The sequence below is a fragment of the Erwinia sp. 009765445 genome, assembly GCF_058137865.1.
Window position 1 is genome coordinate 77,394 of the sequence record NZ_JBYUWC010000016.1, and the last position, 16,980, is coordinate 94,373.

Here is a 16,980-nt window from a genome sequence, read left to right on the forward strand (position 1 = left end):
GGCGAAAAGTGACGATTATCTGCTTATGGAGAGAGGAAATTGAAAAAACTTCTTTGCTGTACCGGCGTGATTTTCACCCTGTTCACTGTCAGGCTTCAGCCGCTGAGGGCTATTATGTGAACCCGAATTCCAACGCTGCTCTGTGGGTTAAAAATAACCCCTCCGATTCCCGCGCTGCCACCATTAAAGCCAAAATTGCTGATGTTCCCACTGCCCGCTGGTTCAGCGGCGCCAGCCAGGCTGATAACGCATTAAAGTCTACTGTCAGTGCTTACGTCACGGCAGCCAGCAATGCCGGTAAAATACCGCTGCTGGTGGCTTATAACATTCCTCATCGCGATTGCAGCGGCGGCGCTTCAGCAGGTGGTGCGAGCGATGCTGCGGCCTATCAACAATGGATTGATAATTTCATCAGCGGCCTGTCAACGCATCATGCGGTGGTGGAGCCGGATGCGCTGGCGGATATCAGCTGCCTGACGGCCGATCAGCAAACTGAACGCCTGAGTTTACTGAGCTATGCGGGTTCCCGTATTCAGAGCAAAGCCACGGCCACAGAAGTTTATATCGATGCGGGTCATGCAAACTGGATAGCGGCAGCAACGATGGCGAAAAGCCTGAACGATGCTAACGTGAAAAATGCGCGGGGCTTCGCGCTGAACGTGTCCAATTATTACACCACGCAGCAATCAATCGACTATGGCAACAGCGTGATTGCTGCGTTGTCATCAAATTACGGCTACAGCAAATCGATTATTATCGACACCAGCCGGAATGGTAATGGTGCCAATGCGGGCGACTGGTGTAATCCTCCGGGGCGTAAAATCGGGGCTGCCACCGGCGTTCTCTCCGGGTACGCTCTCGCCGCGTGGATTAAAATCCCGGGTAATTCCGACTGCGACAGTTCACCCACGGCTGATTGTCACGGAGGGCCAGCTGCGGGCGTATTCAGCCCCGATCTGGCAATGAAACTGATTAATGGCGAATAACATCTGCCTGAACTCAGGGTATTAACAATAAAAAAAGGCGGCCACAGCCGCCTTCTGTACAGCTATCAACCTCAGTGATGCAACAGGAAAATAGTTGCCAGGCCGAGGAAGATAAAGAAGCCGCCGGTGTCGGTCAGGGCGGTGATCAGCACGCTGGAGCCTACCGCGGGATCGCGTTTCAGTTTGGTCATAATCAACGGGATCAGCACGCCCATTAATGCCGCCAACAGCAGGTTCAGGACCATCGCCAGCATCATCACGCCGCCCAGCGCCGGGTTGCCATACATCGCCCAGGTCACGCCACCCATAATTCCGCCCCAGCACAGGCCGTTAATCAGCGCCACGCCCAGCTCACGGGCAATCAGGAACGAGAAGTTACCGGGTTCGACCTGGTGCAGCGCCAGCGCGCGCACAATCATGGTGATGGTCTGGTTGCCGGTGTTACCGCCAATACCCGCGACGATAGGCATTAACGTCGCCAGCGCAACCAGCTGCGAAATGGTGTCTTCAAACAGGCCAATAACCCTGGAAGCCACAAAAGCGGTGCAGAGGTTGATTGCCAGCCAGGTCCAGCGGGTACGCACCGCTTTTCTGACCGGAGCAAACACATCCTCATCAGGGTTCACACCACCCATTTTACGGATGTTGCTGTCGTTCTCTTCATTGACCAGGTCAACCACGTCTTCAATGGTCACGCGGCCCATCAATTTGCCTTTGGCATCGATGACGGCAGCAGAAATCAGGTTATAACGCTCAAAAGCCCCGGCGGCATCTTCAGCCTTATCATCAATGCGGAACGTGGTGGGTTTGGCGTTCATCACCTCCGCGACCAGTTTTTTTGGCTTATTCAGCAGGATATCCGTCAGGGCAAGTTCACCCAGCAGTGTATTGTTTTCATCGGTGATAAACAGTTTGTCGGTGCCGTCAGGGATCGACTTTTTGCGTCTCAGATAGCGCTGGACGGTCGCCAGCGTCACGTCTGCGTGCATGGTCACCAGCTTGAAGTCCATGATGCGACCCACGCGATCGCGGTCAAAATCCATCACCTCCAGCACGCGAGAACGCTGGCCGGGTTCCAGAGACGTCAGCAGGCGACCCGTTAAATCACGCGACAGATATTGGGAGAGATAAACCTGGTCATCAATGTCCAGTGGTTCAAGGGCCCGCAGTAAGTCGCGGTCGCTCATCTCTTCGATCAGGCTTTCCCAGACGCTTTCTGAGGCCTCAACCAGCACCATCCCGCGACGTTCGGTACCAACCAAATGCCACAAGGCCAGGCGTTCATCTTCCGGCAGGGCTTCCAGCAGGTCAGCAAGGTCAGCCGCATGGAGCAGGGAGATATACTGCTTTATCTCCTCCGCCTGCTCCTCATGCGCTTTAGCTTCCGCATCGCTCTCTTTTAAAGGGCGCTGCAGCAACGTGTCGACCAGATCGCCATCATTAAGTAATAAGTTCAGAATACGGCTTCGGATTTCAGCAAGTTGCTGAGTATGAGACTGAGCTACAGACATAAAAATTCCCTTGTGTCTGGCAAAAGGCAGGCGATGAAGTAAGTATTGTCTAAATCAGGCATAAAGAGAGGATAAGTTGCATTTTTTCAGGCAACTTCTCAGGGTGAGGCACCACAATCCCTCACTATTTAGTTACGGAGGTGGGGACTGCAACATCCTGTTTTTTCTGCTGATGATGAGCAATAGCACCGGGGACAACATAAATTAATCGGCCCACTAAGATGATAAAGCTGACCAGCAACACAATGCGGGTCATCCGGCTGGTTTTCTGACGTTTTCTGAATGGCATGGCGCGATTCACGCAATTTATCCTGAAGTAAGCCCGAAGGCGACAATGCCATTTAGTCACAGCTTCTCCGGCGGGTCAACGCGAACGGGCAACGCATCGCCTCCGGGGTGATAAACAGCATCGACAGAATATAACCCGAAAGCCTGTTGTTATCTAAACCGCAGAGATACAGGTAAGAAAAAATCCGCAGTTATTGATTTAGATCAAATTCACCCCCGGAATTATGCCTAGTATTGCGCAATATCCAGTGCAGCAATACCTGAATACCTGCTGTTGCCCGGGCGGACTCAGCCCAAAACCTGAACGAGTATCATGAAAATCTCACCTTGGCTTAGCCGTTTTTGCAATAATCCCTGGGGATTGGCGTTACTGCTCCCTCTGTTAATAATGCCCATTGCCACAATGGTGTCTGTGCGGCTCTGGGTACTGGATGGTTACGTCTATCTGATTTACCTGCCGATGGCGATGATGATCGCGATGCTACTGGTTTATGACTGGGGGGCTTTTCCTGGCATTATTCTCGGGCTGTCAGCGTACTATTTCCACCGTTATGCGCCACCTCATGCGCTTATTATTATCGGTGGTTTTGTTGGTTCGCTGCTGTGCGGCTGGACGGGTTATCGGTTACAGGCGGGTCGCCGCTGGAGCGTGGAGCTGGTGGATTTGCGTCTGATCCCCTGTCGCCTGTTCTGGCTGGTGTTTGTGGTGCCGGCATTGTTCACTTCTTCCATGCAGTTAATGGCATCGATGGGGCTTCTGCCATTGACCCACTCGATATTTTCCCGCAATTTTTTGTCCCTGCATTCACTGCTCAATCTTCAGTCATTGCTGCTCTCGTGCCTGACCATGTTGCCGATTTGCTACCAGTTTATCCGCTGCCTGCGTAATCCGGGGTTTATTCGTCTCGGGTATCATCGCATTCTGCGCCAGGCCTCTCCGGAGGTGAAAAATCTGGAATATCTGCTCTGGATGGTGCTGGTGGTTTTTCTGTTGCTGGTGCTGGCGCAGTTTGATGGGTCGAAAAAGAACCTGCTGAGTACTGATTATGGTTTGCCGCTGCTCCTGCCGGTTATGCTGTGGGCTGCGGTACGTTTTGGCTATCTGTTCACCTCGTTCAGTTGGGCGATGTTGCTGATGGTTCTTTATCAGATGCGCGATCGCTTTCTGCAGGCTGTGACCGATCCTTATCATCTTGCGGTCATGTCGGCGAACCTGCTGGTATTCAGCCTGACGATACTGATTATGTCTGCTATCAGCACGCGCCAGCGGCAGATCCTGGCTCTGGCAAAAGCCGCCGCGTTAAACGATCCGGTTATGAACATGCCTAATTTACGGGCGCTGGGCATTGCTCTGGAACGAAGCCCGCGTTCCACGCTCTGTTTTTTGAGTATTCCCGATCTTGACCGTCTGAGCCGCACTTATGGTCTGCGGCTGAGGATCCAGTACAAGCGCAGTCTGGCCAGCCATCTCAAACCCGACCTGTTACCCGGTGAAGATGTCTATCAGCTGCCGGGATTCGATCTGGTGATGCGACTGGATGAAGTGGGGCATCTGGAAAGAATTGAAAACATCGCCGCACGATTGAAAGATTACCACCTGAGCTGGGAGGGATTACCGATCCATCCGCAGGTGGGCCTGAGCTACTGCAGCGTGCGGCCACCGGTCTTACATCTTTATGAGCTGCTGGGCGAAATGAGCGGGATGGCTGAAGTCTCGCTGACCAGCGGAGTGGTGGAAAGCCTGCATCAAAGCTCCAGCACCCCGGTACAGAGCCTGGTGACGCAAAAAATCTCCCTGCTGAATGATATTCAACAGGCGCTGAAAACTGATGGCTTCGAGCTAATGGTGCAACAAATTTGCGGCGTGCGCGGCGATGATTACTACGATATCATGCTGAGAATGAAGGACAGTCAGGGTGACAAAGTCAAACCAGGGTTGCTGCATCTGGTAGTCAATGAGTTCGGCCTGCACTGGGATGTGGATCGCTGGGTGCTGGCGCAAACGCTGGCGTTCATCGATGCCCATCGGGAAACTCTGCCAGGGCTGCGTTTTTCCATCAATCTCTTTGCGGCGAGCCTTTGCCGCCCGCAGCTGGCTCGGGAGGTGGAAGAGTTACTACGCGAGCATAATGTTGAAGCCTGGCAGCTGATCTTTGAAGTGGAAGAGTCGCCCATTCTTACCGACTACAGCTGGGGTAACCGCTCTATTGCCCAGTTACGAAATCTCGGTTGCCGTGTGGCGATTGACGACTTTGGCAGCGGCTATGCCAGCTATGCCAGACTGAAAGAAGTGCAGGTCGACATGCTGAAAATAGACGGTAGCTTCGTGCAAAACATGATCCACAACAGCCTGGATTATCAGATTATCGAGTCAACCTGCGTCATCGCCAGGCTGAAGAAGATGCAAATTCTCGCCAAATGCGTGGAGTCAGCAGAAGAGGATGACCTGCTGCGGCGTCTGGGGGTGGACTATCTGCAGGGGCCGCTGTACAGCCAGCCACGCCCTCTGCAGGAGGTGGCTGACAATATTGAAGAGATGGGGACAGCCTCAGAGGCTGAAGCGTCAACTAATCTTTGACCTGCTCTTTTTGCGCCAGCAGGGTGGCAAAGCGCAGGGCGATCCGGTTGCCGTGCTCATCCGTACGGTGCAGGTGGCCCACGTGCTCGTTATACTTCAGGATATGCCAGCGACGATAGTACTCGCTCAGCTCTCCCGATTTGAACGCGAACGGGAAGCCGACGTTGCAGGGGTAATCTTCGGTATCCATGGCCGCCACAATCAGGTTGTAGCCCCCACGCACCGTACTGGCCTGCATGTCGGCTATCAGTTGAGGAATGGTTTCCGGTTGCAGAAACATCATTACGACGGTTGAAATCACCAGCTCGTAAGCTCCGTTAAATCGCAAATCGTTGAGATCCTTCTCTGCGGTGCGTATCCCGGTCAGCCCTTCCCCAGCGATGATCTGATTCAGGTTTGCCAGGCTCGGCGCACTGCGATCCCACGCGGTGACGTCGAAGCCTTTCAGATTAAGATACAGGGAGTTGCGGCCATTGCCGCACCCCAAATCTAACGCCCGACCAGGCTCCATCAGGCTAACTGCTTCCACCACTTCGGAGTGGGTAGCGGTAAGCTGGTATTTCTCAGTGTAATAACTGTCTGCCTTGCTGTTCATTCGCCGGGCTCTTCCTGAATCATTAACTGCCAGCCGGTCACCTCTTTCCAGTAGCTCTGTTCACGTTCCAGATCCAACTGGACCAGGTTGTTCTGGCTAAAGTAATCGCGGGGAAACGTCAGCGTCCAGTGGCCGTCATCGGTTTCCAGTTTCAGCGAAGAAGGCGTGGTGGTGGCCTGACGCTGGTTATTCAGCAACGCGCCAAGGCGCAGCAGGAACACCAGCGGCAAAAACTGTTTCTTCTTGAACAGCGTCAGGCGGGGCATTTCATCAACCTTCACCGCTTTACGGTGGAAGCGTACCAGCGTCGCCAGCAGCGTTTGTTGATCCTGATTAAAGCCCGGCAAATTGGTGTTTTGCAGGATATAAGACGAGTGGCGCTGCAGCCCGCTGTGGTTGATGGTCAGTCCCACTTCATGCAGCATCGCCGCCCACTTCAGCAGCGCTGAAAGCTGCGGATTGGCCTGCCTGGGATTTTGGTCGCGCCACTGCAGGTAGAGTTGCTCAGTGGTTTCCAGTACTCGCTTTGCCTGATCGCTGTCGATGGCGTAGTGATTGGCAAGACTCTGTGCGGTGCGGCTGCGGATATCCTGATGGCGGAAGCGACCTTCCATCTCATACAGAACCCCTTCACGTAGCGCACCATCTGACAGGCGCAGTTCGCGGATAGCCAGCGCGTCAAACACGCCGCAGATAATGGCCAGACCCGGTACGAAGACGGCTTTGCGTTCATCTGAAAGACCCGGCAGGGTGAGGGAATCAAAGGATTTATATTTGAGCGCCTCTTCAACAAGCATCTCCAGACGCTCCGGAGTGATCAGTTTTTCCTTTTCATCCATTGCCAGCAGCACTTCGCAGGCCGCTTTGATCGTGCCGGAAGCGCCAAGCGCGTACTGCCAGCCCATCAGGCGGTACTGCCATGCCATGGTCTCCAGCTTTTGCGCGGCGGCCAGGCGGGCGCGGCGGAAGTTTTCCTTGCTGATTATTTTGCCGGGGAAGTAGATATTGGCAAAGCTGACGCAGCCCATCCGGCGACTTTCCACCAGGCGGGGTTCAAAATCCTCGCCAATCACCATCTCGGTAGAACCGCCACCGATATCGATCACCAGCTTGCGGCCTTTCTCCGGCTGCGTGTGCTCGACGCCCATAAAGATCAGGCGCGCTTCTTCATGACCGGAAATCACTTCAATCGGGTAGGGGATGACATCGGCCGCGCGCTGCAGAAACTCTTCGGCGTTAACGGCCTGGCGCAGGGTATGCGTGCCCACGATGGTGACGTTGGCCGGGCTGAAACCCTGCAGACGCTCCGCGAACAGCGCCAGGCAATTCAGCCCGCGCTCGATGGCTTCTTCACTCAATACATTATTGTGATCCAGGCCGTCGGCCAGGTGCACGCGCTGTTTCAATCTGCCGAGCACCTGCATGGCACCATCGACCACGCGGGCAATCACCATGTGAAAACTGTTTGAGCCCAAATCGATAGCAGCGAATTCCTGCGGTTTGGGGGTATTTTTCTGGGATATTGGCATAGTGAGTTAGTCAGGTTGCTCCAGAGTTTTGATGTAATCGTAGATAGCCAGCTGCGCGCGGACCTTACGGCGGTTGCCGCGGGGAACGTAACGGTTACTGAGTTCTTTATCTACGTAGCGCGCCTTAAGCGTATCACTCAACAGGATGCCAATAATATCCAGCACCCGCTGTTTCAGAATCGGGTCAAGAATTGAGACGGCCACTTCGATACGGTAATCGATATTGCGGGTCATCCAGTCCGCGGAAGAGAGGAACACTTTTTTATCGCCGCCGTTTTCAAAAATATAGACGCGATCGTGCTCCAGGTAGCGGTCAACGATGCTAATCACGCGAATATTTTCACTGATGCCTTCAAGATCGGGGATCAGCGAGCACATGCCACGGATTAACAGATTTACCCTCACACCGACGCTGCTGGCGGTATACAGTCGGTCAACCAACCCTTTGTCCACCAGGTTGTTCACCTTCAGCGTGATGCCTGCCGCGATGCCGTTTTGCGCGTTGGCAATTTCGTTGTCGATCAGCTGATATAGCATCTGACGTGAGTTCTGCGGCGACACCATCAGATGTTCAAAACTGACCGGGCGGTAAGGGTTTTCAATAAAGTTAAAGACGCGGCGCACTTCATTGGTGATGCGCGCATCCGCAGTCAGCAGCGAATAGTCGGTGTAAATCCGCGCGGTTTTCTCGTTGAAGTTACCGGTACCGATATGCGCATAACGGGCAATTTCGCCGTTCTCACGTCGTGAAATCAGGAACAGCTTGGCGTGAATTTTCAGCCCGGGCGCGGAGAAGATAACGTGCACACCAGCTTCGGTCAGCCGTTTCGCCCAGTGAATATTCGCTTCTTCATCGAAGCGGGCCTGCAGCTCCACCACTACGGTCACTTTCTTGCCGTTGTAGGCCGCATGGATCATCGCATCAATAATGCGGGAGTTCTTCGCCACGCGGTAAATGTTGATTTTGATCGCCAGCACAGCCGGGTCAAACGAAGCCTGACGCAGCAGTTCAAGCACGTGCTCAAAAGTATGGTACGGATAATAGAGCAGCACGTCGCGATTACGGATGGCATCAAAACCATTACGGAAGCGGTCGAACCAGATGTGGCGCAGCTGCGGCAGCGGCTTGTTGACCAGGTTGGCTTTGCCGACGTTCGGGAAGCTGATGAAGTCTTTGAAGTTATGGTAACGGCCGCCCGGCACGATGGAGTCATAGTTGGTGATGTTCAGCTTTTTACTCAGCATCTCCACCATCGCATCCGGCATATCGCGCTGATAAACAAAGCGCACCGGCTCGGCCGTCAGGCGTTGCTTCAGGCTGGAAGACATCAGCTCCAGCAGGCTGGATTCCATCTCGGTGACCAGATCATATTCTGCGTCACGGGTCATCTTCATTGAATAGGCATTAAGCGCATCGTAATCAAAGAAGCCACGGAAAATATCCCCCAGGCAGTAGCGGAGAATGTTATCAAGTAAAATCATTGGCTTGCGACGGCGTGGTGTCTCCGGTGGCAGGTTCACAAAGCGCGGAACCTTGTCCGAAGGAATTTCCAGCAGCGCGTAGCTGATCTCATCGCCACGGATGATTTCTACTGCCAGATAGGTGTAGTCATCCTTCAGAAACTCGATCAAATCGGTATCGTGATTGATCAGAATCGGGGTGATGTGCTGGCGGAGGTGATGTTTGAAGTGGTGGCGCAGCCAGCTTTGCTGATTGGGGGAAAGCTGACGCTCGTTAATCAGGAAGATCTGATTACGTGCCATTTCCAGCAGCAGATCGTTGTACAGACCGTCAAATTCCTGGTCGGCTTTCAGTACGCGAGTCTGGATTTTGTTTAACAGATGGCGCGGTGTATTGGGGGAACCCTGCTCTTCGCCAATCAGAATGCGGCGCTTCAGATCCGCGAAGCGGACTTTGTAGAATTCTTCCAGATTATTGGAGTAGATACCCAGAAAGCGCATACGCTCAATCAGCGGGTTCGTTTTGTCCGCTGCTTCCTGTAAAACTCGTTCATTGAACGATAACCAGCTTAACTCTTTCTCGATATACAGCTTTTCCTGACCCATTTTTACTCCGTTTAAGCAGATCCTGCCCGAAACCGGTCATTGTCCCGTAGCATTATGGCGAGAGTATGGCAGCAATGTCCACGGACATTGTTGATTGTCTTATTAACCACATACGGGCAACATAGCGACTTCTCAGCACACCGGAAAACGATAAAAAGCATGACCTCAAACCCCATCCCCGCACAATTTAACGATCGGCGCCGTCAGTTTACTGACCGGCTCACCCGTCGTCTGGTGATGGCTTGCGGGCTGGCAATCCTGCTGGTGATGCTGTTGCTGTTTGTCTGGCTGGTGTGGGTGGTGGTGCCGCTGTTCGCTTCACCCTCGATCAGCAGCAATAATGAGATTGCGTTATGGCAGACCCGGCCAGCCGTGGCGATGGGCATTGACCCAAAGCAGCAGTGGGGATGGCGTATCGATAATCAGGGCCAGGGGAGTTTTATTCCGCTGGACGCGCAGCCGCCTTCTGCTCCTTTCCCCCTGGCGCATGGGGAAGTCAGCGCTTACTCCACATCAGATAATAGCAGCGTGTTGCTGAAAAGCGCTGCCGGGCTGGTGCTGGTGACCGCGGATTTCAGCCAGACGGGTAAAGAGCCGCGCTGGAAGTTTCCGCTTGGCGATCGGCCGCTGACGGTTTCTGATCCCGCCGCGAAGCTGGTCAGCCTGGCCCATCCGGATGAGGATAACTGGCTGGTTGCGCAGGCCAGCGCTTTGCAGGTGACGGTTTCACGGCTGCAGCACGGACAACCGACTCTCAGCCTTAGCCTGCCAGTAAAGGATCTCAGCCAGCTGCTACTGGCCCCGGATGGTCGCCTGTTGTTCGGTCTTTCCGGCAATATTCTGCGGGTGTGGCGTCTGACCAGCAACGGTCTGGTCCTGCGTGATACTCATACATTATCGCAGCCGCCTCGCTCCATTTCCCTGCTCAGTGGCGGGCGTTCTCTGTTGATTGGTGATGATAAAGGCGTGTCTCAGTGGTTTGATATCGCCAGTGAAACCGGCCCACATATGAAATTTATTCGCTATTTTGCCGGTGCGGATGCCCATTTCCGACTGTTTACTGAGGCACATCGCCGGGTCTTTGCCACCCTCAGCCCTGACGGTGAACTGAAGTTGTTTGCCAGTAAGCAGGACAGCGTTATTTTTTCCCGCCAGTTGGCGCCAGGCGTACTCAACGCGGTCTTTGCACCGCGCGGCGATGGGCTGCTGGTGGAGCGCGCAGGGCGCTGGCAGCATTATAATTTGTCAAATCCGTGGCCGGATATCAGCTGGCGTAATCTGCTGCAAAAAGTCTGGTATGAAAACTACCCTCAGCCAGACTATGTCTGGCAGTCCACTGCCGCCAACGATGACTATCAGGGCAAGTACAGCCTGGTGCCTGTGGTGGTGGGGACGCTAAAAGCTGCGGGTCTGGCGATGCTTTTTGCCACGCCACTGGCGCTGGCTGCCGCGATGTACACGGCCTGGTTTATGTCGCCGGGGCTGCGCCGCTGGGTCAAACCCGCGATTGAAATGATGGGTGCGCTGCCCAGCGTGGTGATAGGGCTGATTGCCGGACTCTGGCTGGCACCGCAGCTGGCGGATCGGCTGCCTGGCGTGCTTTTACTGCCGCTGATCCTGGCCGCCACTCTCCTGCTGTGTGGCTGGGCATCACTGAAGCTGCCGCTGAAATGGCGCAAGCGGCTGTGCGGCGAAGGGCGTGAAATCTGGATTCTGCTGCCGCTTTTGCTACTGGCTGGAGGGCTGAGCTTATGGCTGATCCCGCTGCTGGAACACAGCCTGTTTGGTCAGGGGCTGGCAGACAGGCTGAGCGGAGGCTATCAGCAGCGTAACCTGTTGATCGCCGGGGTAGCGATGGGCTTTGCGCTAGTGCCGTTGATTTTCACCCTCGCGGAAGATGCCATCTTCAGCGTGCCTGCCTCACTGGGGCAAGGCTCGCTGGCGCTGGGTGCCACGCCCTGGCAAACGCTCACTCGCGTGGTACTGCCGGGAGCTTCCGCAGGGATTTTTGCCGCGCTAATGATTGGTTTTGGCCGTGCGCTGGGTGAAACCATGATTGTGCTGATGGCGACCGGTAACACGCCGGTGACGGAAGGCGGCCTGCTTCAGGGCGTGCGAAGCCTGGCTGCCAATGTGGCGATTGAGATGCCAGAGGCGGCAGCAGGAAGTGCTCACTACCGCATCCTGTTCCTCAGTGCTCTGGTGCTGCTGGTGTTTACGCTGGTGGTTAACACGCTGGCCGAGCTGGTCCGCCAGCGTCTGCGGCAGCGATACGGGCAGCAGGAGGTTCAGGGATGAATGCCGTCAGGAACAACGATCGCTGGCGCTGGCTGACTGCCGGAGCCGTGGCTGTCAGCTTGCTGGCTTTTCTGCTGTTGATTGCGCTATTGGGCTGGCAGGGGCTGCGCTACTTCTGGCCGCAGCCGGTCACTCTGTTTACCGTGCAGCAGCCCGTCGGTTCAACAAAGCTGCTGGGTGAGATTGCTCAGCAGCAGACCGTTTCCCGTCAGCAGTTGGCTGCCAGTGGAGCTGAGCTGCCCGCTAACCTGCCGGAAAACGTCACAAGATACCTGATTAAAACCGGTAATCGTGATTTCTCTGAGGCGGATTTTCATACCGTTATCGGCAGCGAAATTACCGGTCGCGAACAGCCGGGCGAGGTGATTGCCCTGCAACGCCGCAGCGGCGGTATGGCTTATGGCTGGTTTGATGGGTTGCTGGAAAATGGTCAGCCGCTGGTTGCCAGCAATATGATGCGGGCTTTGCAGCAGCGCATTAAACAAACCCGTGAACGTCAGGCACAGGCGGACAACATCCGGCGGGTGAGCATGGCCCGGCTGAACAGCGAGCTGGAGCAACTGGCGCTTCAGCAGCGGCAGCTGCAACAGTCAAAACAGTACACGGCTCAGGCCGAATCCATTCATCAGGCGGACAGTGCTGAGATCCAGCGTCAGTTTGCCCGCAAGGCAGATCAACTGTCCGGACTGAACAGCGAAAGTGAAAGCACCGTGCTGATCCTGCGCGATGCTCAGGGCCAGCAGCATCAGTTGCCTCTAAGTCAGATCCTCGCGGCCTGGTATCCCAACGCCATGAGTACGGGCGAGAAGTGGCAGCATTTTCTGCATCAGCTGTGGCATTTTGTCAGTGATTCTCCCGGCGACAGTTCAGGCGATGGTGGGGTGTTCCCGGCCATTTTCGGCACGGTGCTGATGGTATTGCTGATGTCCGTAGTGGTGATGCCGCTGGGCGTTGTGGCTGCAATCTGGCTGCATGAATATGCCGGTAACGGCCTGATCACCCGGCTGGTGAGGATTGCGGTGGTGAACCTTGCCGGGGTGCCCTCCATCGTTTATGGCGTGTTTGGCCTGGGCTTCTTTGTCTGGCTGGTTGGTGGAAGCCTGGACAAACTGTTTTTTGCTGACTCTCTGCCGGACCCGACTTTTGGCACGCCGGGCCTGCTTTGGGCCTCGCTGACTCTGGCTTTGCTGACATTGCCGGTGGTGATTGTTGCCACAGAAGAGGGGCTGTCGCGTATTCCGAAGTCGTTACGCCAGGGATCGCTGGCGCTGGGTGCCACTCAGGCAGAAACGCTGTGGCACGTGACGCTGCCCCTGGCCATTCCGGCAATGCTGACTGGCCTGATCCTCGCGGTAGCCCGTGCCGCAGGGGAAACCGCGCCGTTGATGCTGGTGGGAGTGGTGAAAATGGTGCCGGAACTGCCGGTGGATGCGGTCTTTCCTTATCTGCACCTTGACCGTAAATTTATGCACCTTGGCTTTCAGATTTACGATCTGGCCTTCCAGAGTCCAAATACTCAGGCCGATCGCCCGCTGGTCTTTGCCACGGCGCTGCTGCTGGTGACGATTATTCTGGCGTTGAACCTGCTGGCGATGGCACTACGCCATCGGCTGCGCGAGCGTTACCGGAGGCTGATGAATTCATGACGGAGAGGATGGTAATGTCCGACGAGCAGGAAACCGCACTGAAGGTGGAGAACCTTTCGTTGTGGTACGGTGCAAAACAGGCGCTGAACAACATTAATCTGGCGGTACCCCGGCATCGCATCACAGCGCTGATCGGTCCTTCAGGCTGTGGAAAGTCAACGCTGCTGCGCTGCTTTAACCGTATGAACGATCTGATTGATGGCTGTCGGGTTGAGGGTGACATTCACCTGAATCAGCAGTCGATCCTGACTGCAGCGCAGGATCTCCCCGCGTTGCGCCGCAGGGTGGGGATGGTGTTTCAACGGCCCAATCCTTTTCCCAAGACTATTTATGAAAATGTGGTGTACGGCCTGCGGTTGCAGGGCGTGCGCGACCGTCGCGTGCTGGATGAAGCGGTTGAGCGTGCGCTGCGTGCGGCGGCGCTGTGGGCGGAAGTGAAGGATAACCTGTGGCAGAATGCCCTGATGCTCTCCAGCGGCCAGCAGCAGCGGCTGGTGATTGCCCGGGCGATAGCCATCGAACCGGAAGTTTTGCTGCTGGATGAGCCTACCTCGGCGCTGGATCCGATCTCGACGCTGGTGATTGAAGAGCTGATGTCCACGCTGAAGCAGCACTTCACGCTGATTCTGGTCACGCATAATATGCAGCAGGCGGCGCGGGTGTCGGACTATACGGCATTTATGCATCAGGGAAGCGTGGTGGAGTTTGGCGAGACGGACGATCTGTTTACTGCCCCACGTCAGCGACGGACGGAAGACTATATTACCGGGCGCTTTGGTTGAGTGCTGAGTGTTGATGGCTTGGGGCTGGGTATTGAGTGCTGGGCAATGGGGCTGGAGCGGCTGGTGCAGGCCCAGGGAACAGGGGCCGCTCATAAAGACGCAAAAAGCGGCATCCGTGCCAGCTATTTTGCTTCAGTCGTAAGCATGCCCTTCAGGAGGCAGTTTCCCGCCGTCCAGCCAGGCCGCTTCATCCTTCATTGCCAGCCTTCCCTCAACAAACCAGCTCACCACTAACGGATAGATAGCGTGTTCCTGATTCTGCACGCGGGCGGTGACGTCATCGACGGTGTCATCAGCAAAAACCGGGACTTTCGCCTGAAGGATCACCGGGCCGCCGTCCAGCTGTTCAGTGACGAAATGCACGGAGGTGCCGTGTTCTTCATCGCCGTTTTCAATCGCCTGACGGTGGGTATGCAGACCGGGATATTTCGGCAGCAGGGAAGGATGGATATTCAGCATCCGGCCAGCATAGTGCTGAACGAACGCCGGACTGAGGATACGCATGTAGCCCGCCAGCACCACCAGATCGGGGGCGTAGGCATCCATTTCCAGCATCAGCTGGCGATCGAAGGCTTCACGGTCGGCAAACTGCGAGGCAGTCAGGGCGTGGGCCGGAACACCGGCTTCACGCGCCCGCTCAAGTCCGAAGGCTTCTGACTTGTTACTGAACACGGCAGCAACGCTACCGTTGATCCGTCCCTGCTGGCAGGCATCCAGGATTGCCTGAAGGTTGCTTCCCTGACCGGAAACCAGCACGACTAACCGTTTCATGCGTTAATGACCACACGCTCTTCAGAATCGGATGCTTTGATCACGCCGATTTTCCAGGCTTTCTCGCCCGCTTCGGTCATCAGCTGCACCGCTTTGTCTGCTTCGCTGGCGCTCAGGGCAATGACCATACCGACGCCGCAGTTAAAGGTACGATACATTTCAAAGCGGCTGACGTTGCCCGCTTCCTGCATCCAGCCAAATACCGCAGGCCACTGCCAGCTTGACTCTTCCAACACTGCCTGGGTGTTGTCTGGCAGCACGCGCGGAATGTTTTCCCAGAAGCCGCCGCCGGTCAGATGAGCGATAGCGTGAACGTCAACCTGTTCGATCAGGCTGAGAATATTCTTCACATAGATGCGGGTTGGGGCCAGCAGGTGGTCGGCAAGCGATTTGCCTTCCAGCTGGGTCGCTTCCGGGTCAGTTTTGCTGACTTCCAGAATTTTGCGGACCAGCGAGTAGCCATTGGAGTGTGGACCGCTGGAACCCAGCGCGATCAGCACATCACCATCCTGCACTTTGCTGCCGTCGATAATTTCTGATTTTTCCACCACGCCGACGCAGAAGCCCGCCACGTCATAATCTTCTCCGTGGTACATGCCTGGCATCTCGGCAGTTTCCCCACCGACCAGCGCACAGCCAGACTGAGAGCAGCCTTCCGCGATACCGGTGATCACGCTGGCCGCGGTATCCACGTCCAGTTTGCCGGTGGCATAGTAGTCGAGGAAGAACAACGGCTCGGCACCCTGTACCACCAAATCATTCACGCACATCGCGACCAGATCGATACCAATGGTATCGTGGCGTTTCAGATCCATCGCCAGACGCAGCTTGGTGCCGACGCCGTCAGTGCCGGAAACCAGTACGGGCTCACGGTATTTTTGCGGCAGCGCACAAAGAGCACCGAAACCGCCCAGTCCACCCATCACTTCCGGGCGACGAGTCTTTTTCACTACGCCTTTGATACGATCGACTAAAGCATTACCAGCATCGATATCTACGCCGGCGTCTTTATAGCTGAGAGAGGTTTTGTCGGTCACTGCGAAATCCCCACGCGGTTATGCGGTTGTGGTGGTATGGAAAATAAAGCGCGGCAATTCTAACAGCGCAGGCAAACGTTTGCGAGTGCCTTCTTCTGCCACATTGCGGATAGCTGAATTTTAGCCAATTCTTGTCATAATGCAGGGGATTCGTCAGGAGTTGTATTAAGTGGTAGGGCAGAGCGATCAAATGGCGCTATAATCTCGCGATTTTTTTTTGCAGCTTAACACTCCGGGAGTACAACAATGAAGATCGTGGAAGTCAAACACCCGCTGGTCAAACATAAACTGGGCCTGATGCGTGAACATGACGTAAGCACCAAGCGCTTTCGTGAACTCGCTTCAGAAGTGGGAAGTTTGCTGACTTATGAAGCCACCTCGGATTTGGCGACGGAAACTGTCACCATTGAAGGCTGGAACGGCCCGGTGGAAATCGAGCAGATTAAAGGCAAAAAGATTACCGTCGTGCCGATCCTGCGTGCAGGACTGGGCATGATGGAAGGCGTGCTGGAAAACGTTCCGAGCGCGCGTATCAGCGTGGTGGGTGTCTACCGTGATGAAGAGACGCTGGAGCCGGTTCCCTACTTCCAGAAGCTGGTGTCCAACATCGAAGAGCGCATGGCGCTGGTGGTTGATCCAATGCTGGCGACCGGTGGCTCGATGATTGCCACTATCGACCTGCTGAAGAAAGCCGGTTGTACCAGCATTAAAGTGCTGGTGCTGGTGGCGGCCCCGGAAGGCATTGCTTCGCTTGCAAAAGCGCATCCGGATGTGGAGCTGTATACCGCGTCAGTCGATCAGGGGCTGAACGAGAAAGGGTATATCATCCCGGGCCTGGGCGACGCAGGCGACAAGATATTTGGGACTAAATAAAAGATGTTCAAGCCGACCA

13 protein-coding genes are annotated in these 16,980 nt (G+C 55.3%); 6 read left to right on the forward strand and 7 right to left on the reverse strand.

The window, feature by feature from the left end; translation table 11 throughout:
• Positions 1 to 116: 116 nt before the first annotated feature.
• Positions 117 to 986, forward strand: a complete 870-nt coding sequence (locus AC3Y5R_RS17685; protein ID WP_489922400.1) for a glycoside hydrolase family 6 protein — start codon at positions 117 to 119, stop codon at positions 984 to 986.
• A gap of 71 nt (positions 987 to 1,057) precedes the next feature.
• Here AC3Y5R_RS17685 and mgtE read toward each other — a convergent pair whose 3' ends face one another.
• Together mgtE and AC3Y5R_RS17695 are read right to left on the reverse strand one after the other, a co-directional pair.
• Positions 1,058 to 2,497, reverse strand: a complete 1,440-nt coding sequence (gene mgtE, locus AC3Y5R_RS17690) for a magnesium transporter (RefSeq protein ID WP_489922401.1) — start codon at positions 2,495 to 2,497, stop codon at positions 1,058 to 1,060.
• 124 nt (positions 2,498 to 2,621) lie between these two features.
• Positions 2,622 to 2,798 (reverse strand): YfgG family protein, encoded by a 177-nt coding sequence (locus AC3Y5R_RS17695; RefSeq protein ID WP_158782631.1) that lies wholly within the window; start codon positions 2,796 to 2,798, stop codon positions 2,622 to 2,624.
• A 300-nt stretch (positions 2,799 to 3,098) separates the two neighbouring features.
• Here AC3Y5R_RS17695 and AC3Y5R_RS17700 point away from each other — a divergent pair, with 300 nt between their 5' ends.
• Positions 3,099 to 5,363 (forward strand): sensor domain-containing phosphodiesterase, encoded by a 2,265-nt coding sequence (locus AC3Y5R_RS17700; protein ID WP_489922402.1) that lies wholly within the window; start codon positions 3,099 to 3,101, stop codon positions 5,361 to 5,363.
• Here the strand turns inward: AC3Y5R_RS17700 and tehB are convergent.
• The 3 genes from tehB to ppk1 are packed head-to-tail and all read right to left on the reverse strand — an operon-like array spanning position 5,353 to position 9,554.
• Positions 5,353 to 5,958, reverse strand: coding sequence for a tellurite resistance methyltransferase TehB (gene tehB, locus AC3Y5R_RS17705; RefSeq protein WP_489922403.1), 606 nt, complete (start codon positions 5,956 to 5,958; stop codon positions 5,353 to 5,355). The two genes, AC3Y5R_RS17700 and tehB, sit on opposite strands and share 11 nt — an antisense overlap.
• Positions 5,955 to 7,487, reverse strand: a complete 1,533-nt coding sequence (gene ppx / locus AC3Y5R_RS17710; RefSeq protein WP_489922404.1) for an exopolyphosphatase — start codon at positions 7,485 to 7,487, stop codon at positions 5,955 to 5,957. Before ppx ends, tehB begins: the two co-directional genes overlap by 4 nt.
• 6 nt (positions 7,488 to 7,493) lie before the next feature.
• The gene (ppk1, locus tag AC3Y5R_RS17715) at positions 7,494 to 9,554 is read right to left on the reverse strand and encodes a polyphosphate kinase 1 (protein WP_489922405.1); all 2,061 of its coding nucleotides are present in this window, start codon (positions 9,552 to 9,554) and stop codon (positions 7,494 to 7,496) included.
• A gap of 159 nt (positions 9,555 to 9,713) precedes the next feature.
• On the opposite strand from ppk1, the gene AC3Y5R_RS17720 reads away from it, so the two are divergent.
• From AC3Y5R_RS17720 to pstB, 3 genes are read left to right on the forward strand one after another with little or no spacing between them, the layout of a single operon-like run.
• The gene (locus AC3Y5R_RS17720; RefSeq protein ID WP_489922406.1) at positions 9,714 to 11,852 is read left to right on the forward strand and encodes an ABC transporter permease subunit; all 2,139 of its coding nucleotides are present in this window, start codon (positions 9,714 to 9,716) and stop codon (positions 11,850 to 11,852) included.
• Complete coding sequence (gene pstA, locus AC3Y5R_RS17725; protein ID WP_489922407.1) at positions 11,849 to 13,498, forward strand: phosphate ABC transporter permease PstA; 1,650 nt, start codon at positions 11,849 to 11,851, stop codon at positions 13,496 to 13,498. Before AC3Y5R_RS17720 ends, pstA begins: the two co-directional genes overlap by 4 nt.
• A gap of 8 nt (positions 13,499 to 13,506) precedes the next feature.
• Positions 13,507 to 14,280 carry a phosphate ABC transporter ATP-binding protein PstB gene (gene pstB / locus AC3Y5R_RS17730; protein ID WP_489922441.1) on the forward strand — a complete coding sequence of 258 codons (774 nt, stop codon included), beginning with the start codon at positions 13,507 to 13,509 and terminating at the stop codon, positions 14,278 to 14,280.
• Between the two features lie 132 nt (positions 14,281 to 14,412).
• On the opposite strand, the gene purN is transcribed toward pstB, so the two are convergent.
• Positions 14,413 to 15,051, reverse strand: coding sequence for a phosphoribosylglycinamide formyltransferase (gene purN, locus AC3Y5R_RS17735; RefSeq protein ID WP_158782623.1), 639 nt, complete (start codon positions 15,049 to 15,051; stop codon positions 14,413 to 14,415).
• Positions 15,048 to 16,088 carry a phosphoribosylformylglycinamidine cyclo-ligase gene (purM, locus tag AC3Y5R_RS17740; protein WP_489922408.1) on the reverse strand — a complete coding sequence of 347 codons (1,041 nt, stop codon included), beginning with the start codon at positions 16,086 to 16,088 and terminating at the stop codon, positions 15,048 to 15,050. Before purM ends, purN begins: the two co-directional genes overlap by 4 nt.
• A 246-nt stretch (positions 16,089 to 16,334) precedes the next feature.
• On the opposite strand from purM, the gene upp reads away from it, so the two are divergent.
• On the forward strand, positions 16,335 to 16,961 hold the full coding sequence (gene upp / locus AC3Y5R_RS17745; protein ID WP_158782621.1) for a uracil phosphoribosyltransferase: 627 nt from the start codon (positions 16,335 to 16,337) through the stop codon (positions 16,959 to 16,961).
• Positions 16,962 to 16,980 lie beyond the last annotated feature (19 nt).